19 protein-coding genes and 6 tRNA genes (1 of these 25 running past the window's edge) are annotated in these 21,064 nt (G+C 44.9%); 15 read left to right on the forward strand and 10 right to left on the reverse strand.

The window, feature by feature from the left end:
• Window positions 1-428: 428 nt before the first annotated feature.
• Window positions 429-3,080: a beta-N-acetylhexosaminidase gene (locus NL645_RS11755; RefSeq protein ID WP_253651742.1), complete on the reverse strand. Its 2,652-nt coding sequence runs from the start codon at window positions 3,078-3,080 to the stop codon at window positions 429-431.
• Between the two features lie 495 nt (window positions 3,081-3,575).
• On the opposite strand from NL645_RS11755, the gene NL645_RS11760 reads away from it, so the two are divergent.
• Together NL645_RS11760 and NL645_RS11765 are read left to right on the forward strand one after the other, a co-directional pair.
• Window positions 3,576-4,448 (forward strand): TraB/GumN family protein, encoded by an 873-nt coding sequence (locus NL645_RS11760; protein WP_253651743.1) that lies wholly within the window; start codon window positions 3,576-3,578, stop codon window positions 4,446-4,448.
• Between the two features lie 127 nt (window positions 4,449-4,575).
• A complete protein-coding gene (locus tag NL645_RS11765; RefSeq protein ID WP_065645201.1) occupies window positions 4,576-4,998 on the forward strand; it encodes a hypothetical protein in 423 nt (140 codons plus the stop codon).
• Window positions 4,999-5,435: 437 nt separating this feature from the next.
• Here the strand turns inward: NL645_RS11765 and NL645_RS11770 are convergent.
• Window positions 5,436-5,512 (reverse strand) — tRNA-Pro (locus NL645_RS11770).
• Between the two features lie 260 nt (window positions 5,513-5,772).
• Between NL645_RS11770 and NL645_RS11775 the strand changes: the two genes are divergently transcribed.
• The 3 genes from NL645_RS11775 to rluF all read left to right on the forward strand — a co-directional run bounded on the left by NL645_RS11775 (window position 5,773) and on the right by rluF (window position 7,880).
• Window positions 5,773-5,913: a DUF3149 domain-containing protein gene (locus tag NL645_RS11775; protein ID WP_005382236.1), complete on the forward strand. Its 141-nt coding sequence runs from the start codon at window positions 5,773-5,775 to the stop codon at window positions 5,911-5,913.
• A gap of 132 nt (window positions 5,914-6,045) precedes the next feature.
• The gene (gene smrA / locus NL645_RS11780; RefSeq protein WP_005393162.1) at window positions 6,046-6,627 is read left to right on the forward strand and encodes a DNA endonuclease SmrA; all 582 of its coding nucleotides are present in this window, start codon (window positions 6,046-6,048) and stop codon (window positions 6,625-6,627) included.
• Window positions 6,628-6,722: 95 nt separating this feature from the next.
• Window positions 6,723-7,880 carry a 23S rRNA pseudouridine(2604) synthase RluF gene (gene rluF / locus NL645_RS11785; protein ID WP_253651744.1) on the forward strand — a complete coding sequence of 386 codons (1,158 nt, stop codon included), beginning with the start codon at window positions 6,723-6,725 and terminating at the stop codon, window positions 7,878-7,880.
• 68 nt (window positions 7,881-7,948) lie between these two features.
• On the opposite strand, the gene ybaK is transcribed toward rluF, so the two are convergent.
• From ybaK to hemA, 8 genes are all read right to left on the reverse strand, one after another.
• Window positions 7,949-8,422 carry a Cys-tRNA(Pro) deacylase gene (gene ybaK, locus NL645_RS11790; protein ID WP_134647960.1) on the reverse strand — a complete coding sequence of 158 codons (474 nt, stop codon included), beginning with the start codon at window positions 8,420-8,422 and terminating at the stop codon, window positions 7,949-7,951.
• Between the two features lie 102 nt (window positions 8,423-8,524).
• Entirely contained in the window at window positions 8,525-10,207 is a 1,683-nt protein-coding gene (gene ushA, locus NL645_RS11795; RefSeq protein ID WP_253651745.1) for a bifunctional UDP-sugar hydrolase/5'-nucleotidase UshA, read from the reverse strand.
• Between the two features lie 150 nt (window positions 10,208-10,357).
• Window positions 10,358-11,209 carry a 3-deoxy-8-phosphooctulonate synthase gene (gene kdsA, locus NL645_RS11800; RefSeq protein ID WP_114323799.1) on the reverse strand — a complete coding sequence of 284 codons (852 nt, stop codon included), beginning with the start codon at window positions 11,207-11,209 and terminating at the stop codon, window positions 10,358-10,360.
• Window positions 11,210-11,262: 53 nt separating this feature from the next.
• Window positions 11,263-12,072, reverse strand: coding sequence for a SirB1 family protein (locus NL645_RS11805; protein WP_005384098.1), 810 nt, complete (start codon window positions 12,070-12,072; stop codon window positions 11,263-11,265).
• Between the two features lie 6 nt (window positions 12,073-12,078).
• Window positions 12,079-12,462 carry a SirB2 family protein gene (locus tag NL645_RS11810; protein ID WP_005382225.1) on the reverse strand — a complete coding sequence of 128 codons (384 nt, stop codon included), beginning with the start codon at window positions 12,460-12,462 and terminating at the stop codon, window positions 12,079-12,081.
• A gap of 40 nt (window positions 12,463-12,502) precedes the next feature.
• Window positions 12,503-13,357, reverse strand: a complete 855-nt coding sequence (gene prmC / locus NL645_RS11815) for a peptide chain release factor N(5)-glutamine methyltransferase (RefSeq protein WP_053807690.1) — start codon at window positions 13,355-13,357, stop codon at window positions 12,503-12,505.
• A 3-nt stretch (window positions 13,358-13,360) separates the two neighbouring features.
• Entirely contained in the window at window positions 13,361-14,449 is a 1,089-nt protein-coding gene (prfA, locus tag NL645_RS11820; RefSeq protein ID WP_005382222.1) for a peptide chain release factor 1, read from the reverse strand.
• 29 nt (window positions 14,450-14,478) lie between these two features.
• Window positions 14,479-15,735 (reverse strand): glutamyl-tRNA reductase, encoded by a 1,257-nt coding sequence (gene hemA / locus NL645_RS11825; protein ID WP_253651746.1) that lies wholly within the window; start codon window positions 15,733-15,735, stop codon window positions 14,479-14,481.
• Window positions 15,736-15,896: 161 nt separating this feature from the next.
• On the opposite strand from hemA, the gene lolB reads away from it, so the two are divergent.
• The 10 genes from lolB to NL645_RS11875 all read left to right on the forward strand — a co-directional run.
• Window positions 15,897-16,508 carry a lipoprotein insertase outer membrane protein LolB gene (gene lolB / locus NL645_RS11830; RefSeq protein WP_005393172.1) on the forward strand — a complete coding sequence of 204 codons (612 nt, stop codon included), beginning with the start codon at window positions 15,897-15,899 and terminating at the stop codon, window positions 16,506-16,508.
• Entirely contained in the window at window positions 16,505-17,377 is an 873-nt protein-coding gene (gene ispE, locus NL645_RS11835) for a 4-(cytidine 5'-diphospho)-2-C-methyl-D-erythritol kinase (protein ID WP_046874292.1), read from the forward strand. Before lolB ends, ispE begins: the two co-directional genes overlap by 4 nt.
• 27 nt (window positions 17,378-17,404) lie before the next feature.
• Window positions 17,405-18,349, forward strand: coding sequence for a ribose-phosphate pyrophosphokinase (locus tag NL645_RS11840; protein WP_005393176.1), 945 nt, complete (start codon window positions 17,405-17,407; stop codon window positions 18,347-18,349).
• 151 nt (window positions 18,350-18,500) lie between these two features.
• Complete coding sequence (gene pth / locus NL645_RS11845) at window positions 18,501-19,091, forward strand: aminoacyl-tRNA hydrolase (protein WP_253651747.1); 591 nt, start codon at window positions 18,501-18,503, stop codon at window positions 19,089-19,091.
• 10 nt (window positions 19,092-19,101) lie between these two features.
• Window positions 19,102-20,193 carry a redox-regulated ATPase YchF gene (ychF, locus tag NL645_RS11850; RefSeq protein WP_005393178.1) on the forward strand — a complete coding sequence of 364 codons (1,092 nt, stop codon included), beginning with the start codon at window positions 19,102-19,104 and terminating at the stop codon, window positions 20,191-20,193.
• 284 nt (window positions 20,194-20,477) lie between these two features.
• Window positions 20,478-20,554, forward strand: a tRNA-Met gene (locus NL645_RS11855).
• A 40-nt stretch (window positions 20,555-20,594) separates the two neighbouring features.
• A tRNA-Leu gene (locus NL645_RS11860) sits at window positions 20,595-20,679 on the forward strand.
• Window positions 20,680-20,711: 32 nt separating this feature from the next.
• Window positions 20,712-20,786: transfer RNA gene (locus NL645_RS11865), tRNA-Gln, on the forward strand.
• 77 nt (window positions 20,787-20,863) lie between these two features.
• Window positions 20,864-20,940, forward strand: a tRNA-Met gene (locus NL645_RS11870).
• Between the two features lie 54 nt (window positions 20,941-20,994).
• Window positions 20,995-21,064, forward strand: a tRNA-Leu gene (locus NL645_RS11875); it runs 115 nt beyond the window's last position.

Raw genomic sequence — 21,064 nt, forward strand, 5'->3', positions numbered from 1 at the left:
TTTATTTATTCACGTTATGCGACGGTTTTAAAGGGCTTCTCTTCCCTTTTATCGCAAACTTTGGAATGTGCCTCCTTGGCGATCGCAATATTGTTCCAATTAATTCGCGATGGAAAATAAAACATTTTAAAAAGTGATCTTGTTCAAACCGACGCTCAACAACCCTGATAAAAGTATGGTAAATACAGGCACTTACCGTATTTTTCTATAATGATTCAAAAAATAGAAGTGTGATCATAAACAGGTAATTTATTGACATTTAGCGAATTAAGTCGATCCAGTTCACAATAACCCTGACCATTATAAGCTAAAACTTATTTATCAATGAAAAATAATCAGACATTGGTCACACTTAATTTCCCATAAAAATAAAGAAACCCTCAACATGACATTGAGGGTTTGCTTAAATTTAGCTGAGAAGATTAAGGTTATTTCACGCTAGTTACGCGGCTTGCTCTTTCCCCTGTCGCTGATACAGAGCGGATAAACACTTCTCCTTTCACACTTGGACGAGCATTGTCTGCGTAAGTCAGCCAGTTTTGACCGTCTAACGAGTATTGCAGTTCAACGCCAGGGAACTGAACGTTCATAGCTAGCTTGCCGTTTTCTACTTTCGCACCAGGAATTGGAAGGCGGTAGTCGATACCAGATTTTTCTAGCTTAGCCAGTTCACGTTGGCCAAGTACGTTCGCAAAGCGGTTGTAGTCTTGGTTTAGCGATGCTTTATCAACTAGGTTAGAGTTTTGCGAGTACTCAACACCGACTTTGTAGTCATTCTCCCAATCTGCACGGTGCCATGCACGCTCTGCGGCTGCGAGTACGCGAGGAAATACCATGTACTCGTATTGCTCGTCGTTACGTACTGTCTCAGACCAAAGCTGTGCTGATAGACCGTAGAAAGGTTTCGCTTCGATTTCACCTTTACCAGTAAAGCCGTTGCCATCGCGGTCTACAGAGGTTTCTGCGTTCTGAGGCATGTTCTCTGGTGCAAAGCCAAACATCTTACGCGTATCGGTTGCACGTGTTGCCCAGTAGTAACCACGCTCTTTCGGGTCAACTTCGTATGGCATGTCCATGTACACGTAGTCTGGGTTAGAAACGATCACGTCGTAACCTTTCTTAGACCATTCGTACACTGATGATGTACCACCCCAGTAAAGAACGTCCCAGAAGTTAACACGCGTATTTTCTGTTGCGAATGCTTTCTCACCTTCGCTGTATTTCAAACCATCTTGCCATGCTTGGAAGTTTGGAATGCCTTTCTCAGCAACTAATTTTGATACTTCTTGTGCAAAATGACTCGGTAGGTGAGCAAAATCGCTCACTGTGCCTTCTGCGATTAACGCCTGACACTGTGGAGATTGCGCGAATGGCTTGTCTTGTTTCGACAGGTCAATCGTGCCTTTCCAGCTTACTTTGTCTTCTGCGTTAACGTCTTGGAAACCAGCACCTAGCTTGATGTTCTTCGCCTCGTCACCACCAAAGTGCCATGTCGTTAGCGGTGCCCCAGCTTCAGCGTGCATTGCTGCCACTTCTGAAATTACTTTATCTACGAAGCGAGTGGAAGATTCCATACACGGGTTGATAAAGCTTTGCTTATCGTAGAACTGAACCGTAGTGACATTAGAAGTATCTTGAGGATCCATCAGGCGGTATTCGTTCGCTTCAGCTTCCTTACCTTCTTCCATCAGGCGGTCGTAACGTGCTTCCATTGATACTACCGCTGCACGCGCGTGTGCTGGCATATCGATTTCGGGAATGACTTCAATGTTACGCGCTTTCGCGTATTTCAAGATTTCCACGTAGTCTGTTTTACTGAAGTAGCCAGAGCCAAAGTTGTCTGTCGTTGGACCGGAACCAAGCTGAGGCAGTACGCAGCTTTTCTCTTGTGTATCGAAACAACGATTAGCGCCAACCTCTGTCAGCTCAGGTAGGCCTGGGATTTCCAAACGCCAGCCTTCATCATCGGTTAGGTGAAGGTGAAGTTTGTTCATCTTGTACGCTGCCATTTGGTCTAGCGTTGCGAGAATGGCGTCTTTAGAGTGGAAGTTACGAGCCACATCCACCATCACACCACGGTAATCAAAGCGAGGTGCATCTTGAATAGACAGTTGTGGTAGAGAATCAGCATTTTGGCTATCTACCAGGCCAAAGATAGATTGTACTGCGTAGAAAGCACCTGCTTGGTCAAACGCTTTAATCGCAATACCATCGCCTTTGATGCTCATCTCGTAAGCACCAGATTTTGCAAATTCACCAGTGAAGTCTACAGGAACAACAGTGATGCTTACAGGAAGATCACCACGAACGTCCACACCTACCACTTCTGCACGATCTTGAATTGCTGCGAACTGAGTCGCATCGAATGCGTCTTTAGGCAGCGCAATACCATCCGCGATATCTACTTTGCCTTTACCCGCTTCAACGCGCATCGGTGTTGGTAGTAACGTGGTTGATACGTCTTGTGTTGCTAGGTCTTCGTTTTTCTCAAAACGAGACACAGCGTTTGCAAATACATTGTTGTCGTCTGGTGTACGTTTTAGGTTGTTACCCTCAAGGCCAGTCACGAAAGACGCAACGTCTTCTGTGTTAAGAGAAGCGATCATCTTAGGTTCTGCGTTTGGTGCAGCCACGAAAGCGCCTGGCATAAAGTCGGTTTCAAATAACTGCCAGTATTCGCCAATTAGTGGAAGTACCACTTCTTCGCCCGCCGCAAAGCCATCAAACTTATCTGTTGGTTCCAGTTTGTGTAGGTCGCCCGTTACACGAGAAATTTTGAACTGATCATTATCTACATCCAAAATCAGACGAATGCTGTGGAAGTAGATAGCCCAATCTTTTGAGTTAACCGCTTCACCTTGGTTAACTAGCGTCATGTTCACCTTGTTACAAGAAGCCCACTCAGCCCCTAAATCCTGACAAGCAAGACCTTCGTTTGCACCGTGGTTAGTCAACACTTCATATTGGATGTCAAGGTTATTAGCCAGTGAATTTACAGCTTGTTGCTCAGAGCTTTGTAGAGCAGAGCAACCTGCTAATGTGGTGATAACAGAAACAGCAATCAGACTAGGTTTAAACATCTTACTTCCCCAAAAAAGTCAGTGGTTCAAAACGACAATGATAAAAATCGCGGCTCCTCAAATGCGAGGGGCCTAACAGTTGCATTCAACATACAACCAGTTATTTCTAAGCGTAAAATAAATAGAAATAGGAAGTGATCTAGTTCAAAAAATGACACTCAGCAAAAACCATAAAAACTTAACTTTCATGAAGTTACAAGCTACGTCAAAATCGAACAACTTGTTTTGACGAGTTTGCTGCGATCTAGGTCACTCATATTCATGAGTTACGACTGATTTTGTAAGATTTGGATCACGCCTAATTATTTTGTGAACCATTAGTAAGCGAATTACCTATTTATCTTTCGTGAAGTGACTCTCATTTATTCGTCGTCAAAACTCGTTAATATTTTTAGAAATGACGATTTTGTCGAATATCCCCACTAGAGAAATTGCACTTAACCTCAAGCATTTTTGAGTATAAAGTTTAAAGGTATCTTACCTGAGGACCATTCTATGTTTCGTCTCTTGACACTCATATCATCCCTACTTGTTGCCTTTGCTCCCTTTTCCTCTTATGCAGAACCGCAACATTGGTTAGCAAAAAAAGGGGAAACCGAGCTGATGATCATTGGCTCTGTGCATGTGGGCGATAAAACGATGTACCCACTCCCTAAAACTATTACTCAACACTTAAGCCAAAGCGCTGGGTTGATTATCGAAGCAGATGTCAGAAACTCTGAAGGCTTGGTTTACCCACAAGCAACCATCCTCTCTAAAGATGTTTTAGATAAGGCTCAACGTCGCCACTTAGTCGAGATAGCACAAGATTTAGGGTTGCCAGAAACTCAACTTTTAAATTCTCCACCATGGACGGCTGCATTAACCATCCAACTCGCTTTAGTCAACAAACTGGGGTATGTCTCTGATAAAGGGGTCGACATGCACTTAATAGGACTCGCTGATAAAAAACAAATCCCGGTCATTCCACTGGAGTCCGTGCAATTCCAAATTGATTTAATAGCAGGTCAATCAGAAGGTGGTAAAGAGATGCTCCTCTCGTCAATTGAAGAATATGACGGTGGGGAAGAATTGGTTCAGTGTTTGATAGAAAGTTGGAAGAGCGGTGATGGTAGCATGTTGGTTGAGGCATCATTAACCGATCAAGCAACAGAAGATTTTAATCAGGCTTTCTTATATGAGCGCAATCGAGATTGGGCAAAAAAGCTTGATACTGGCAGTGTCCTACCTCAACGTTCGGGTCGCTATACCGTTGTTGTCGGCAGTTTGCATTTAGTTGGTAAAGATAATCTGATTGAGCTGCTTAAAAAAAGGGGCTTTGACATAAAACCACTCGGTAAAACCCGCCAAGCTAGGTGCCATATTTAGAAATTTATTTGAAGGCAGCCGGCCTCATCAATGATGAATAGCAAGGCATCACGCTAACACGATCACTGACAATGGTTTACTCCTCTGCTAAAACGACTCTAACCTATGTGGATACATAATAACTCATATGAAATTTAAAGCTTTGTTCCTATGCGTGAGCAGCATGATGCTCACTTCATCGCTTGCTTATGCTAAACCGTCATGTAACGTAGAAAATTTTCAAGCTATTGATATAACCCCGGAAGCAAAAGGCGGGGTATTAGATAAAGAGAGTGGCCAGTTTCTTATTACCGAAAAACCAATGATGCGTTGTGCGAACATCACTTTTTCCACTAACCACACCCGAAATCGCGTCGCACATATGATGAATCAAGGCTTTGAAGCTGTTTATTTTGATGGAAGTACGAGCAAATCTCACTCTGTCACGTTTGATGAAGACGAACTAAAAGCAGGTTACATCAAAGTTGGTCCAAACCATCCAAAGACCGCTTATGTTTGCTTCACAACTTCTGAAACTCCTATCAGCACCATCTCGTGTGACATCAAGTAATATATTTACTCGCTCTAAAAAATGAAAAGGCCCTACATTTCTGTAGAGCCTTCCTCTCAATACGTGTCGGTGAAGCGCCATATTCCAACGTCAGGCGAACCTCATTTGGTTCGATACTATCAAAGTCAAATTTGCTATCGCTGAAACGACAAAAGCCAGCTCATTGAGCAGGCTTTCTGAAAGTGGTCGGTGAAGTAGGGATTCGATTGGACTGGCATTCCATCGGACTGGCGCACCAGTCCCCACCCCACAGGTCCCAAACAAATACCACCGAATGCAAAAAAGCCGTAGCATTTCTGCTACGGCTTTTTCTAATACGGTTGGTGAAGAGCCATATTCTAACTTCAGGCGAACCCCATTTGGTTCGATACTATCAAAGCTAAATCTGCGACCGCTAAAACGACGAAAGCCTGCTCATTGAGCAGGCTTTCTAAAAGTGGTCGGTGAAGAGGGATTCGAACCCCCGACCCTCTGGTCCCAAACCAGATGCGCTACCAAACTGCGCTATTCACCGATATGTTTAACTGAGGACTTGTCCCCGTCAATGAATGCGTATATTACGGATTCTGAACTGTGACGCAAGTGCTTTTTACAAAAAAACCTTAGGTCTTAATTCGTTTGATGAATAACTGAACACTAGCACGTAAAATGTGACTGATAACTCACAACAAAATACAGTTTATTAACCTTAGCAACATAATTGATCCAGATCAGTGTGCAACAAGGCACTGCCATTTAGTTTTATGCCTGTCGGGAACATCTTGGAGGAAACGTATGGACTTTTGGCTTGATCTCCTATTTGGTAATGCAGTGGGTCTATCGTCAATGATAGTAATCTTTGGGGCAATTGGTCTGATGTTATTTTACGGCGGTTTCTTCATATACAAGATCATGAACGACAAATCTCCTCACTAGATCTCGCTTAGCTCTAGAAACGCTTTGCACCGGAGTCGGTTACTTGCCTACTCCGGTTTTTTATTTGATCTCAATGCACCACTCATTGATATAATCCTATTATTCCTCCCTGTTCTTAATGAGATTACTACTATGTCTCACGATGACGATTTTGATCTGTTCCAACAGATGATGGGCGATGTAAAGCCGATCACTCAAGACACCGCCGAACACAAAAAAGTACACCAAGTAACCGAAGCACAGCTCGCCAAGAGAGAAGCAGCAATCTGGCTAACAGAAGATGACCCAGAATACCTGTCACTTGATCACGCAGAAATGCTGAAACCAGAGGACTTTGTTGAGTTTAAACGTGATGGCGTACAAGACGGGGTTTACCGGAAGCTTCGTCTTGGCAAATATCCAATCCAAGCACGCCTAGATCTGCATCGTAAAACATTGAAAGAAGCTCGTGATGAAGTCGTAAAGTTTTTAAAACAGTGCCTATCAATGGACATACGAACGGTCGTTATTGTCCACGGCCGAGGAGAACGCTCAAATCCACCAGCACTAATGAAAAGCTTTGTTAGCAGCTGGCTACAACAAATCAGAGAAGTTCAGTGCGTGCATAGTGCGCAACGCTTTCACGGTGGAACCGGAGCCGTTTACGTTCTACTGAGAAAAAGTGCGGAAAAGAAATTAGAAACTCGCGAACGTCACCAAAAACGGTTGGGCTAAATTTCACCCTAATGCTAGAATGCCCGCCCTTATTCTTCCTTCCCTTTCACGGGAAGGAAACTTCATTCGCCGTTGTGAAACGTTAGGAGACAAAAATGTCACAAGACAACGCTAAACGATTAAATAAATTCATCAGTGAAACTGGCTTTTGTTCACGCCGTGAGGCAGACAGACTGATTGAACAAGGTCGTGTCACCATTAATGGAAACAAGCCTGAAATGGGAACAAAAGTACTACCTGGTGATGATGTTTGTGTGGATGGTAAGCCAGTTGCAGCAAAAGAGAAGCCGATTTATATCGCTCTCAATAAACCAACAGGCATCACCTGTACAACAGAACGAGATGTACCCGGGAACATCGTTGATTTTATCGGTCACAAAAAACGTATCTTTCCGATCGGCCGCTTGGATAAACCCTCTGATGGTCTGATTTTTTTGACCAACGATGGCGATATCGTCAACAAAATCCTCCGTGCTGGCAACAGCCACGAAAAAGAGTACGTTGTGCGCGTGGACAAACCGATTACAGGTGAGTTTCTCAAACAGATGTCGAGCGGCGTTAAGATTCTCGATACCGTCACTCTACCTTGTAAGGTAACGAAAGAGACTAAGTTCTCTTTCCGTATTGTGCTCACTCAAGGACTTAACCGCCAAATCCGTCGTATGTGTGAAGCACTAGGTTACGAAGTCTTTAAGCTTCGTCGTGTTCGAATCATGAATATCTCTCTTGACGGTATTCCGAACGGAAAATGGCGTTACTTAACTGACGATGAAGTCGCTGAGATTCTTGCTATGTGCGATGGTTCGGTGGGTACAGAAGAGGCATCTCGTGTTGACTCAAAAGGCCGCAATATTCGTAAAGCGACCGACGCGAAGTTATATGACAGCCGTGAAGAAAACCAAGACTCGGTATCTCGACGAAATCAAAAGCCACGTACCTACCGCGGAAATAACGCAGACGATTTTCGTCATGCTCCAAACTCGAAAAAAGGTCAACAAAAGCGTCGTCAGCGTGACGATGAAGGCGGACGTCCAGCTAAAGAACATTACAAAGCGAAACCACAAGGTGAACGTAGCAGACCGCAAGGCGAGCATAGAAAATCACACCGTAAACCAGATGCATCGAGCAATACGCACTCAGCAAACAAGCCTCAATCACCGAGTAAGCCTAAGCAGCATTACATGAACCCAAATGCCGCGAAGCCAAGCAAACCAGCTAAACGCACCGGTGGTACATTGAGTCTGAAGAAGTAAGTAACGCTTCTCTGACAGGCAAGATCAAAAAAGGACGCTCATGAGCGTCCTTTTTATTTGTCATGAGTTTACAAACAAAGAGGTGCAAACTGACCGCGAGTTAAGCTCAGCAAATCTCTCGGGGCTAACTCTATTTCTAAACCACGTTTACCTGCACTCACACAGACTGTGTCTTGCTCTGCTGCGCTTTCGTGCAAAAAAGTAGGTAAGGCTTTCTTCTGCCCCAGTGGGCTAATCCCACCAACAACATAACCTGTGGTCTTTTGCGCGATTTCCGGATCAGCCATATCGGCCTTTTTGCCCTTCGCTGCTTTCGCTGCCAGTTTTAGGTTCAGCTTTTGATCAACAGGGATAATCGCAACCGCAAGGTTCTTTGGCTCGCCGTTCAAGCAGAACAGCAAGGTTTTAAATACTGTTTTCGGATCCTGCCCCAATACTTCAGCAGCCTCCAAGCCATAACTATCGGCTCTAGGGTCGTGCTCATACTGATGAATCGTGTGTGGAATTTTTTTCTTTTTCGCAAGATTAATGGCCGGAGTCATCAAGATTCTCCTCATAAAAACAAAAAGCGCAGATTGAATCGGCTCTGCGCTTTTAGTTAATGATATCAGCGAGTTTGAGTCAATCGCTTTTTCTCTGTTGGGTTACTGATCAATCGCCGTATCAACTAAATACGTGATTTCACCTGAAGGGGCATACTCATTAACATCAACAGGGCTGTGTGTTTCTAAATAATCCTTCAAAACCTCAGCATCGGTAAAACCTGTATTTACATATCCTGGATGATCGTCGATTTTAGGGTAACCATCACCACCAGCAGCATTATAGCTTGGTACGGTAAAGCGGTAATTACCATCTAAGCGAAGCTGCTTGTTACCAATGAACACATTGGTTACCTCACCATTATTGATACTCATCGCAATACCCGCAAACTGCGCGTAAGCTCCAGAGTCGACAGGCTTAGTTGCAACGACATTTAGGTAATCCAATACTTCTTTGCCCGTCATATCAACGTAAGAGACCATATTGCCAAATGGCTGAACAGTCAGCACATCTTTGTAGGTAATGTCACCTGCTGCAATCGAATCGCGAACGCCGCCAGAATTCATTACGGCAAAATCTGCTTTTGCCCGTTCCATATGAGCCGTTGCAATTAATCGACCTAAGTTTGTTTGCTGGTAACGAACCACACTGCGGTCACCCTCAAGCTTACCGTTAGATTCTGCAATCTTCACGTTTAGCTTGCCCTGACCTTTTTCTTGATAAGGACGAAGAAACTCAAGCATCATTTCGTCTTGTTTAATCTCTTCTTGGATAGAGACTCGTTGCGACTGACCATCAACTTTAACTTTCTTTTTCAAGTTTACAGGGATCAGATCGTAGCTCACCATCGAGAGTTCGCCATTACGAAACTCGTAATCGGCGCGTCCCACATATTTCCCCCACTCATGTGCCTGAACAATAAAGGTACCATTTTGTTTATCGGGCTGACATTCATCACCTGGTTTAAAGTTCTTTTTGATGACGTTTGGCCCTTCCATGCACACAGGTTCTTGTGAGTGTCCTCCAACGATCATGTCGAGATCGCCGTCATTCAAATAACGAGCTAACGCCACATCGCCAGGAGCATTGATGCCTCTATTACCATTTTCATAGTGTCCCATATGCGTGACAGCAAAAATCAGATCTGGATACTCTGTCTCTTTCAGTTCTGCAATCAGCTTCTTGGCTTCTTCTTTTGGGTCACGGAAGTCAATTTGTTCAATGAATTCAGGGTTGCCAAGTTTCGCTGTGTCTTCGGTTGTAAGACCAATGACCGCAATTTTAATGCCCTGCTTTTTAAACATCGCGTATGGTTGGAATAAACGCTTGCCAGTATTTTTATCGTAAATATTGGCAGACAACATCGGAAAACTTGCCCACTCTTGCTGCTTGAAAAGCACATCCAATGGATTATCAAACTCATGATTACCTAGCGCCATCGCATCGTAACCAATTTTGCTCATGCCTTTAAAATCTGGCTCGGCATCTTGTAAATCAGACTCAGGTACTCCAGTGTTGATGTCACCACCAGAAAGCAGTAACACACTGCCCCCCTCTGCTTGTATTTCTTCACGCAAATCATCTATTAACGTTTTACGTGCTGCCATACCGTACTCGCCGTATCGATTTTGCCAAAAACGACCGTGATGATCGTTAGTGTGTAGCACGGTCAATTTATAGGTTGTATCGGCATTCCATTCTGGTACAGGTTGCGTAGCACACCCAGCTAACGAGGCCAAAATAGCGGCACTCAACGCAGTTTTAATAATCAGACGCTGCTTCATTTATTTACCTTTTTCTTATTGGGAGTCACTGATGCACATTCCCAGCGGCCTAGAGCCTTTACAGCAAGAAACTGAGAATGATGCGCCATCTGATAAAAAAATAGCCAACACGAGGTTGGCTATTGCATTTGATCACCAGTCATCTGGCGTTTACTTGATATCGATATCTGCAAAGCTCTTGATCAGATCATCAAGAGATTTCATTTGCGCTAGGAACGGTTCTAACTTGTCTAGCGGCAGTGCAGATGGGCCATCACAGCGTGCTTGGTCTGGGTTTGGATGTGCCTCGATAAATAGACCTGCGATGCCTGTTGCTAGACCCGCTTTCGCAAGTTCAACTGTCTGCTCACGACGACCGCCAGATGCCGCACCTGACGGATCACGCATCTGTAGTGAGTGCGTTACGTCAAAGATGATTGGGCTGCCTTTCGATGCATTTTTCATCACACCAAAGCCAAGCATGTCTACGACTAGGTTATCGTAACCGTGGCAAGAGCCGCGCTCACATAGGATGATCTTGTCGTTACCGCATTCCGCGAACTTCTCAACGATGTTACCCACTTGACCTGGGCTCATAAATTGAGGTTTCTTCACGTTGATAATCGCACCTGTTTTGGCCATAGCTTCAACAAGGTCAGTTTGACGAGCTAGGAATGCAGGAAGCTGAATAACGTCTACCACGTCAGCGACAGGTTGAGCTTGCGCTTCAGTGTGAACGTCAGTGATGATCTTCACACCAAATGTGTCTTTTAGCTCTTGGAAGATTTTCATACCTTCTTCAAGGCCTGGGCCACGGTATGAATGAACAGAACTGCGGTTTGCTTTGTCAAACGACGCCTTAAATACGTAAGGAATGCCAAGTTTTTCCGTTACTTTTACGTAGTGCTCACAGATCTGCATCGCAAGATCACGAGACTCAAGAACGTTCATACCTGCAAATAAGGTGAATGGCTTGTCGTTAGCAACCTGAATGTCGCCGATATTAACTATTTTCTGTTCCATTTTGATTCTCTTTTTCTGTCCACGACACGCCACAGTTCGGCACATCGATAAAATTAGTGAAGTGTGACGTGCGTTTCACTCATCACATTAACTTGTGATTTTAGTAGCTCAGAAGCCGGATCGTCAGGGCATTGGTCAATAAAGTACTGAAAATCTGACACCGCCACTTGAGGGCACTCTAGCTGTTGGAAGATAAAACCACGATCACGAATCTCGTATGGGTCATCTGGCACAAAGGTTAACGCAAGGTTCGTACAACGCAACGCCAGCGTGTAGTGCTCTTCACGTAACATCGCGCTTTTGATCAACGCTAACCAGCGACCAATAATGGTTGGATTGTCAGCTTCTTCAAAGTGTTCTGGCTTTAACTGAGCCAACGGCCCTTCTTGCCCAATAAGCCAAGCTTGGAGAATTCTTTCCCCCACATACTCACCATTAAATGGGTTAATGTAGTCTGGCTTTTTATGCATCCAATCGACTTTTAGCAGAAACTGAGTAGGGAAAGTGACTCCCTTCAACGGGAAACCCAGCTTTTTACCTAGATATAATAAAATCGAACCTAAACTAACCGGGATACCTTTTCGGCGCTCCAACACTTTATCGATAAAGCTGTTGTCCGAAATAAAGTATTCCTGCTCGTCGCCTTTGAATCCCCACTCATGGAAAAACAGTCGTAGGAATGCATCAAATCGCTGCTCTTCATCGGTTTCATGAACAAGCGTGGCTTCTGCATCTTTGTAAAGACGCTCTAACTCTTGTTTCGCCCAATGTACTTTGGTTTCTGGGTTAATCGCTTTGTTTAGCTCAAGCGCACCTTCCACCAACGGTATATTGTCAAAATCTTCGTCAAAAAACTCTAACATGACGTCTTATCCAAATAACGTAGGGCTCTTAGACACAGCAATGTTTGCAGCCATGACCAACCAACCTAATGCGCCGAAAAAGCCAAATATCTTCAGTAGGTTGTTTTTCGCAAGCTTCAACGAGAAGAAACCGAGTGCAATGTACGCCAATACGCAGGTGATTTTGTTTGTTAACCACGGTGCGGCATCAGTAAACGGGATGAAACCAGTAATGAAAATAAGCGCGATACCTGACACTAGCAATGCAGTATCAACGATGTGGGGAAACACTTTCAAAAAGCGATTATTTCGCTTCGGTGAGTTCATCATCATTAACACGAATCGGATCGATAATAGTGTCGCGCTGAGCGCAATCGTCACTAAGTGTATGTGTTTTAGAGCTACGTACATTTTTCTTCTCTTTTTAGTTAGTGTTTGCTGACTTCCATGATTAACTGGCCAGGCAACCAAGTGTTACTCGGTCGTTACCGCCATAATCTTTTTCCGTGGCAACTTGTTGGTAACCAAAACCACGCATTATCTCACGTACGGCATCACCCTGATCATAACCATGTTCGAATGCCAGCCAACCGCCTACTTCAAGATACTGACGAGCAAGATCCGAGATATGACGAATATCAGCTAAGCCATTCTCTTTAGCAACTAATGCTGATTTTGGCTCAAAGCGCACATCACCTTGGGATAAATGTGGATCTTTTTCATCAATATACGGCGGATTGGAGACAATTAAAGCAAACTTCGTACCCTCTGCAATAGGCTCGAACCAACTGCCTTGAGCAAAGGTCACATTTTTGATGTTTAGCTGCTCAGCATTGTACTCTGCAAGTGCTTTCGCTTCTTGCTTGAGATCTACGCCCATCACTTGACGTTTTGGCATTTCAGATGCGAGTGCGATAGCAATTGCCCCCGTCCCCGTTCCAAGATCTAAAATAGGCCCTGTTTGCTCATAGGTCTTATCGAGTGCAACTTCGACCAAACGTTCTGTATCCGGTCTTGGGATCAAGGTAGAGGGAGAAACTTTGAACGGTAGAGACCAAAACTCTCGCTCACCAATAATATAAGCGACGGGTTCACCAGTTAAACGTCGTTCAAGTAGAGCGTCGAATTTTGCTTGTTGCTCTGCTTCTAATGCTTTTTCTGGCCAGGTCAGTAGATAAGTTCGTGGTTTGCCAAGGACATGGCAGAGGAGTACAGCTGCATCGAGAGAAGGCGACTCTTTGCCGCCTTCTGCCAGTTTCGCCGTCGCACTTTTCAGTGCTTGCTCAATTGATTGAACTTGGCTCATCGATTAGCCGTTCTCTGCGAGCGCCGCAAGTTGGTCTGCTTGGTGCTCTTGAATCACAGGATCAATCAAGCTCTGCAGGTCACCTTCCATCACTTCGTTCAAACGGTAGATGGTTAGGTTGATGCGGTGATCAGACACACGACCTTGTGGGTAGTTGTAGGTACGAATACGGTCACTACGGTCACCAGAACCTAGAAGGTTACGACGTGTATCAGACACTTCTGCAGCACGACGCTCTTCTTCCGCTTGAACGATACGAGCAGCAAGAACCGCCATCGCTTTCGCTTTGTTCTTGTGCTGTGAACGCTCGTCCTGACACTCTACTACCGTACCCGTTGGTAAGTGGGTAATACGGATTGCAGAATCCGTGGTGTTAACGTGCTGACCACCCGCGCCAGATGCACGGAACGTATCGATTTTCAGGTCTGCTGCTTTGATTTCTGGCAGATCCGCCTCTGGAATTTCCGCCATCACCGCTACGGTACATGCAGATGTATGCACACGGCCTTGAGATTCAGTTGCAGGAACACGTTGTACACGGTGACCGCCTGACTCAAACTTCAGTACGCCGTACGCACCGTCGCCGCTCACTTTTGCGATCATCTCTTTGTAACCACCGTGTTCAGCTTCGTTTGAAGACATCACTTCGATGCGCCAGCCACGCTTTTCTGCGTACTTGCTGTACATACGGAATAGATCACCCGCGAAGATACCCGCTTCGTCGCCACCCGCACCTGCACGAATTTCTAGGAAACAGTTACGATCATCGTTCGGATCTTTTGGCAGAAGAAGAATCTGTAACTCATCAGTAAGACGCTCAATCGTCGCTTTCGCTTCTTTGATTTCTTCTTGCGCCATTTCACGCATTTCTTCGTCGTCTTCGTTTGCCATCTCTTCAGCGGCGACAAGATCTTCTTGTGCTTGTTGATAAGCTTGGAAGCACTTGGTTACTTCTTCTAGCTGAGAGTACTCTCTTGATAGAGCACGGAATTTGTCCTGATTTCCAATTACATCAGGATCACCAAGAAGATGTTGAACTTCTTCGTAACGTTCTACTAGCGTTTCTAGCTTAGTCAGAATAGAGGCTTTCATAGTGTCGTTTTCTTAATAAAAAGCGTGAGTTATAGATCATCCAAGCCAAGTGTTTGGCGGATAATCGTTAATTTTGCTGGTTCGCCTTGCTCTGCTGCACTTTGCAATGCGCGAGTTGGAGTGTGAATCAGTTTGTTGGTGAGTTTATTACTCAGCTCGCGCAGCACTTTCTCCGGATCTGCGCCTGCCGCTAAAGATTGCAAACTTTTGCTCAGTAACTCTTCACGAATTTCGTTGGCTGATTTGCGATAGTCGCGAATACTATCGACGGCTTGCAGTGAACGCAACCATGTCATAAACGCAGCGCTTTCTTCACTAACAATCGCTTCGGCTTGAATCGCTTCGACTTTACGCTGCTCAATGTTGCTGTCGATGATAGATTGCAAGTCATCAACCGAATACAAATATGCGTCGTTCAGTTCACCGACTTCCGACTCTACATCTCGCGGCACCGCAATATCGACTAACAAAATAGGTTGATGTCGGCGCTGCTTCAGAGCAGTTTCGACCATACCTTTGCCAATAATAGGCAATGGGCTCGCCGTTGAGCTAATCACGATATCCGCTTTCGCCAAATGTTCAGGAATTTCGTTTAAACTGATGACTTCTGCGCCAAATTGATCCGCTAAGCCTTGCGCGCGCTCTTTGGTACGGTTTGCGACAATCATTTTTGTGCAGCCGTTGGATGCTAAATGCTTCGCGACCAGTTCAATCGTCTCACCCGCACCAACCAAAAGCACGGTTGAATCAGATAACGACTCAAAAATATGTTTTGCCAATGTACATGCGGCATAAGCCACGGACACAGCATTACCGCCGATATCTGTTTCTGTTCTCACACGCTTTGCGACTGAGAACGTCTTTTGAAACAGTTTATCAATTGAAGCATCGACGGCTTGATGATCTCGCGAGTCAGAAAATGCTTGCTTTACCTGCCCCAAAATTTGAGGCTCACCCAACACCAGAGAATCTAGCCCACATGATACGCGCATCAAATGCTTAATTGCGGCTTGTTCTTCATGCACATACAAACTCGGCATTAAATCTTCGCGGCTCACTTGATGAAACTGAGCAAGCCAATCGATTAACTTATTTCGCGCTCCTTGCTTAACATCGCAGTACAACTCAGTTCGGTTACAGGTTGAAACAATCACACTGCCGTTAACCGCTTCGTGCTCTCTAAGTTGCTCGAGTGCAGGGCCGAGTTTATCCGGACCAAACGCCACCTTCTCTCGCAAGTCGACAGACGCTGTATTGTGATTGATTCCAATAGCAAGCAAGGACATCTAACGTGGTATCTCTGGGATAGGTTATAAAATAGGTCCAGAATTTTACTGTAAGCACGCATTTATTGAAAGGGTAAGCCGGATTTGTTTTCCTAACTGCGACTTTTCAATGCTATAGTTGTGAGCGATTCCCGACGAAACTGATTAATAAGCCATCAAACATGACGTTACGCTCCTTTATTCTTTTTTTCTTGTCGAGCTTACTGCTCGCTGGTTGTTCCTCCGTTCCTGAAAGTGTTACCAGCGTTGAATGGCAAGCTCATGAGCAACGACTCGAGACCATCCAAGATTTTCAAGCAACGGGAAAACTTGGTTATATTGGCCCAGACCAAAGACAAAATTTAAATTTCTACTGGAAACATTCTTCAGCACTAAGCCAGTTGCGTTTAACTACGATTCTCGGACAAACGGCATTAAAGCTCACCATCACCCCACAAGGTGCCACAGTAGAAACTTACGACGATCAGGTCCTTTCCTCTCGCAGTGCAAACCAGCTAATTTACCGTCTTACGGGGTTAATGATGCCCGTTGAACACATGCCTGACTGGCTATTAGGCCTACCGACCGATGCCGACAAATTCCAATTGTCCCCAACCAATACACTGCAAGCGTTAAACAAACAAATTGGTTTAAATGATTGGCGTATTGCTTATCAACGGTATGGCGATGTTCAATGGCATGAGCAGTCTCTACCACTGCCAAATAAGCTGAAACTCACCACTGCTGACGTCAAAATAAATCTAGTGATCACAAAATGGAACATCACCCAATGATCGAACTTTCAACCCGATGGCCATCACCAGCGAAATTGAATCTCTTTCTATACATCAACGGTCGCACAGAAAATGGTTACCACGAGTTACAAACCTTATTCCAATTCGTCGATCACGGCGATGAGCTCACCATTCAAGCAAACCATTCTGGTGATATTACGATTTCTCCAGATATAGAAGGTGTGCCTCTTCAAGACAATTTAATTTGGAAAGCAGCAACCGCACTTCAAGCATACTCAGAGTGCCCTTTTGGCGCACATATTGAGCTACAGAAAGTGCTACCTATGGGTGGGGGCATTGGTGGGGGCTCATCGAACGCGGCTACAGCATTAGTGGCACTGAACTACTTATGGCAACTGAATCTAACTGACGACGAACTGGCTGAAATTGGTTTAAAACTGGGCGCAGACGTGCCCGTGTTTGTGCGCGGATTTGCAGCTTTTGCTGAAGGTGTTGGCGAGAAACTCTCCCCCGCTTATCCCGAAGAAAAGTGGTATTTAGTCGTCAGACCGAATGTTTCTATCGCAACCGTCGACGTTTTTTGTCATCCAGATCTAACGCGAAACACCCCAAAACGAGATCTAGAAACACTTTTAAATACACCAAGCGTAAACGATTGCGAAAAAATTGTACGAATGCTCTACCCAGAGGTTGATAAGCAACTTTCTTGGCTGCTACAATACGCGCCGTCAAGATTGACGGGGACAGGATCTTGCGTTTTTGCTGAATTTTCGAGCAAATCTGAAGCAGAAACTATCCTTGCACAACTCTCTGATAAAGTCTCGGCATTTGTCGCTCAAGGGCGCAATATTTCGCCATTAAAAGAGACTTTGGCTGAATACCAATCAGCCTCACACCGACCTATTTAAACTGGACGCAAACCCGAGGTTTCCACCGTGCCTGATATGAAGCTATTTGCTGGTAACGCAACACCTGAACTAGCCCAACGTATTGCTGATCGTCTTTACATCTCTCTTGGTGATGCATCTGTTTCTCGCTTTTCTGATGGCGAAGTTGCAGTTCAAATCAATGAGAATGTTCGTGGTAGCGATGTTTTCATCATTCAATCCACTTGTGCACCGACTAACGACAACCTAATGGAATTGGTTGTTATGATTGATGCAATGCGCCGTGCTTCAGCAGGCCGTATCACTGCAGTTATCCCTTACTTCGGCTACGCTCGCCAAGACCGTCGTGTACGTTCTGCGCGTGTGCCAATTACTGCAAAAGTTGTTGCTGATTTCCTATCTAACGTTGGTGTTGACCGCGTTCTAACTATCGACCTACACGCAGAGCAAATTCAAGGCTTCTTCGATGTACCTGTAGACAACATCTTCGGCACGCCAGTGCTACTTGAAGATATGCAGGCTCGCGGTCTAGATAACCCTGTTGTGGTATCTCCTGACCTAGGTGGCGTTGTTCGTGCTCGCGCAACAGCAAAAGCACTAGGCGACATCGACATCGCAATCGTAGATAAGCGTCGTCCACGTGCAAACGTTTCTGAAGTAATGAACCTAATCGGTGATGTTGAAGGTCGTGACTGTGTGATCGTTGATGACATGATCGACACAGGTGGCACACTATGTAAAGCAGCTGAAGCACTAAAAGAGCGCGGTGCTAAGCGTGTATTCGCTTACGCTACTCACGCTGTATTCTCAGGCAACGCTGCGGACAACATCAAGAACTCAGTTCTTGACCAAGTTATCGTAACTGACTCTATCTCTCTATCTAAAGAGATGGCTGCAACAGGCAAAGTGACAACACTAAGCCTATCTCGCATGTTGGCTGAAGCGATTCGTCGTATCAGCAACGAAGAGTCAATCTCTGCAATGTTCAACTAATCCGAACATTTCAGTTACACTGATTTCAAAAGCACCCCTCTTTGGGGTGTTTTTTTATTTGTACTGATAACCAGAAAATCCCTTGGTCGCCCACTGTGAGAATTCTGTGCTATCATACTGCGCTTTTTGAGATTCCAGAGAGATCCTAACCTTGAGTCAACAAATCAAACTTCTTGTTGGTCTTGCTAATCCAGGACCAGAATACGCCAGAACTCGTCACAATGCGGGCGCTTGGGTTGTAGAAGAATTAGCACGCGTTCACAACGTTACACTGAAGAACGAACCAAAGTTTTTTGGTCTAACAGGACGCATTATGGTCAATGGCCAGGATCTCCGTTTGCTTATCCCAACCACCTTCATGAATCTATCAGGTAAATCGATCGCAGCGCTTGCGAAATTTTATCAAATTAAACCTGAAGAGATCATGGTTGCTCATGACGAGCTGGACTTACCGCCAGGTGTCGCTAAGTTTAAAAAAGGTGGGGGTCACGGTGGACACAACGGTCTGCGTGACACCATTAGCAAACTGGGCAATAACAAAGATTTTTATCGTCTTCGCATTGGCATTGGTCATCCGGGACACAAAGATAAAGTGGCGGGTTTTGTATTAGGTAAAGCGCCAGCTAAAGAGCAAGAGCTTTTAGATGCAGCAGCTGATGAGGCTGTTAGTTGTCTAGATATCCTGATTAAGGATGGCCTATCTAAAGCACAAAATCGCCTCCACACGTTCAAAGCTGAATAAGGTTACTATCATGGGTTTTAAATGTGGCATCGTTGGTCTACCTAACGTAGGTAAATCAACTCTGTTCAACGCACTAACTAAAGCGGGTATCGAAGCAGCAAACTTCCCGTTCTGTACCATTGAACCAAACACTGGTGTGGTTCCTGTGCCAGATCTACGTCTAGACGCACTAGCTAAGATCGTTAACCCACAGAGAGTTCTTCCAACGACGATGGAGTTCGTGGACATCGCTGGTCTTGTTGCTGGTGCATCACGTGGTGAAGGTTTAGGTAACAAATTCCTAGCTAACATCCGTGAAACAGACGCGATTGGCCACGTTGTACGTTGTTTTGAAAACGAAAACATTGTTCATGTTTCAGGTAAAGTTTCACCTATCGAAGACATCGAAGTGATCAACCTTGAACTTGCAATGGCTGACCTTGATTCTTGTGAGCGAGCGATTCAACGTAACGCGAAGAAGGCAAAAGGCGGCGATAAAGACGCAAAATTTGAACTAACAGTACTAGAAAAACTGTTACCAGTACTAACTGAAGGCGGCATGGCGCGCACAGTTGAGCTATCTAAAGAAGAGTTAGCAGCAATCGGCTACCTAAACTTCCTTACACTGAAGCCAACTATGTACATTGCAAACGTAAACGAAGATGGTTTCGAAAATAACCCATATCTAGATGCGGTTCGCGAGTTCGCAGAAAAAGAAAACAACGTCGTTGTACCTGTATGTGCAGCTATCGAATCTGAACTATCTGAACTAGAAGATGAAGATCGCGAAGAATTCCTAGCGGATATGGGGATCGAAGAACCGGGGCTGAACCGTGTAATTCGCTCTGGTTACGAGCTACTGACTCTACACACCTACTTCACGGCGGGTGTTAAAGAAGTACGTGCGTGGACAATCCCTGTTGGTGCAACTGCGCCTCAGGCTGCAGGTAAGATCCACACTGACTTCGAGAAAGGCTTTATTCGTGCAGAAGTAGTCGGTTACGACGATTTCATCCAATTCAATGGTGAAAATGGCGCAAAAGACGCAGGTAAATGGCGTCTAGAAGGTAAAGACTACATCGTAAAAGATGGTGATGTTGTACACTTCCGCTTCAATGTTTAATTAAATGAATGAGTTTTAAACACTTCATTTACACTAAAAGCCAGCTGCTAAGCTGGCTTTTTTAATACCTTAAGTAAATGAGCAAAAATAAATTACCTAACTGCAAGCTAATTTATTTCCAGTTTTAGATCATAAACACGCCTCTTTGTTTAAAAAGGAAGCGAACGAGGTTTTTTCCGAAATTTATTAAAAAAAACTGTTGACGGATCTCACTCAACTTCGCATAATGCGCGCCGTTCCCAACGACAAGGCAACAAAGCGTTGAGAGCAAAAAATATGGTTTTGGCTACGTAGCTCAGCTGGTTAGAGCACATCACTCATAATGATGGGGTCACAGGTTCGAATCCCGTCGTAGCCACCATTCCTAAGTGTTCTTTTTATCAGAGCAATTAGGAATAGATGCGGAAGTGGCGGAATTGGTAGACGCACCAGATTTAGGTTCTGGCGCCGCAAGGTGTGAGAGTTCAAGTCTCTCCTTCCGCACCATATTTTAAATAGTCATTGTGACTATTGCCTGCAGGTCTATCGCCAAGCGGTAAGGCAGCGGCTTTTGATGCCGCCATTCCCTGGTTCGAATCCAGGTAGACCTGCCATTATTCAAGTGAGATTCCTTTATAAAAGGGGTTGTCACTGAGAGCTTGAAGGTTTATATTGTCTCGCTCCAAAAGATGGCTACGTAGCTCAGCTGGTTAGAGCACATCACTCATAATGATGGGGTCACAGGTTCGAATCCCGTCGTAGCCACCATGAATAACGTTATTTAGGTTTTTACCAATTACCTTGATAACTACAGAATAAGTTGCGGAAGTGGCGGAATTGGTAGACGCACCAGATTTAGGTTCTGGCGCCGCAAGGTGTGAGAGTTCAAGTC

The sequence above is a fragment of the Vibrio sp. Y51_MX_L26 genome, assembly GCF_024181935.1.
Classification (GTDB): Bacteria; Pseudomonadota; Gammaproteobacteria; order Enterobacterales; family Vibrionaceae; genus Vibrio; species Vibrio diabolicus.

Bases quoted from the DNA above. Each gene is read 5' to 3' on its own strand.
- ybaK (WP_134647960.1), bottom strand. From the start codon at position 8,422: ATGACTCCGGCCATTAATCTTGCGAAAAAGAAAAAAATTCCACACACG.
- NL645_RS11765 (WP_065645201.1), top strand. From the start codon at position 4,576: ATGAAATTTAAAGCTTTGTTCCTATGCGTGAGCAGCATGATGCTCACT.
- smrA (WP_005393162.1), top strand. From the start codon at position 6,046: ATGTCTCACGATGACGATTTTGATCTGTTCCAACAGATGATGGGCGAT.
- NL645_RS11755 (WP_253651742.1), bottom strand. From the start codon at position 3,080: ATGTTTAAACCTAGTCTGATTGCTGTTTCTGTTATCACCACATTAGCA.
- prfA (WP_005382222.1), bottom strand. From the start codon at position 14,449: ATGAAAGCCTCTATTCTGACTAAGCTAGAAACGCTAGTAGAACGTTAC.
- rluF (WP_253651744.1), top strand. From the start codon at position 6,723: ATGTCACAAGACAACGCTAAACGATTAAATAAATTCATCAGTGAAACT.
- ushA (WP_253651745.1), bottom strand. From the start codon at position 10,207: ATGAAGCAGCGTCTGATTATTAAAACTGCGTTGAGTGCCGCTATTTTG.
- prmC (WP_053807690.1), bottom strand. From the start codon at position 13,357: ATGAGCCAAGTTCAATCAATTGAGCAAGCACTGAAAAGTGCGACGGCG.
- lolB (WP_005393172.1), top strand. From the start codon at position 15,897: ATGACGTTACGCTCCTTTATTCTTTTTTTCTTGTCGAGCTTACTGCTC.
- ispE (WP_046874292.1), top strand. From the start codon at position 16,505: ATGATCGAACTTTCAACCCGATGGCCATCACCAGCGAAATTGAATCTC.
- NL645_RS11805 (WP_005384098.1), bottom strand. From the start codon at position 12,072: ATGTTAGAGTTTTTTGACGAAGATTTTGACAATATACCGTTGGTGGAA.
- NL645_RS11775 (WP_005382236.1), top strand. From the start codon at position 5,773: ATGGACTTTTGGCTTGATCTCCTATTTGGTAATGCAGTGGGTCTATCG.
- ychF (WP_005393178.1), top strand. From the start codon at position 19,102: ATGGGTTTTAAATGTGGCATCGTTGGTCTACCTAACGTAGGTAAATCA.
- hemA (WP_253651746.1), bottom strand. From the start codon at position 15,735: ATGTCCTTGCTTGCTATTGGAATCAATCACAATACAGCGTCTGTCGAC.
- kdsA (WP_114323799.1), bottom strand. From the start codon at position 11,209: ATGGAACAGAAAATAGTTAATATCGGCGACATTCAGGTTGCTAACGAC.
- NL645_RS11810 (WP_005382225.1), bottom strand. From the start codon at position 12,462: ATGTACGTAGCTCTAAAACACATACACTTAGTGACGATTGCGCTCAGC.
- NL645_RS11760 (WP_253651743.1), top strand. From the start codon at position 3,576: ATGTTTCGTCTCTTGACACTCATATCATCCCTACTTGTTGCCTTTGCT.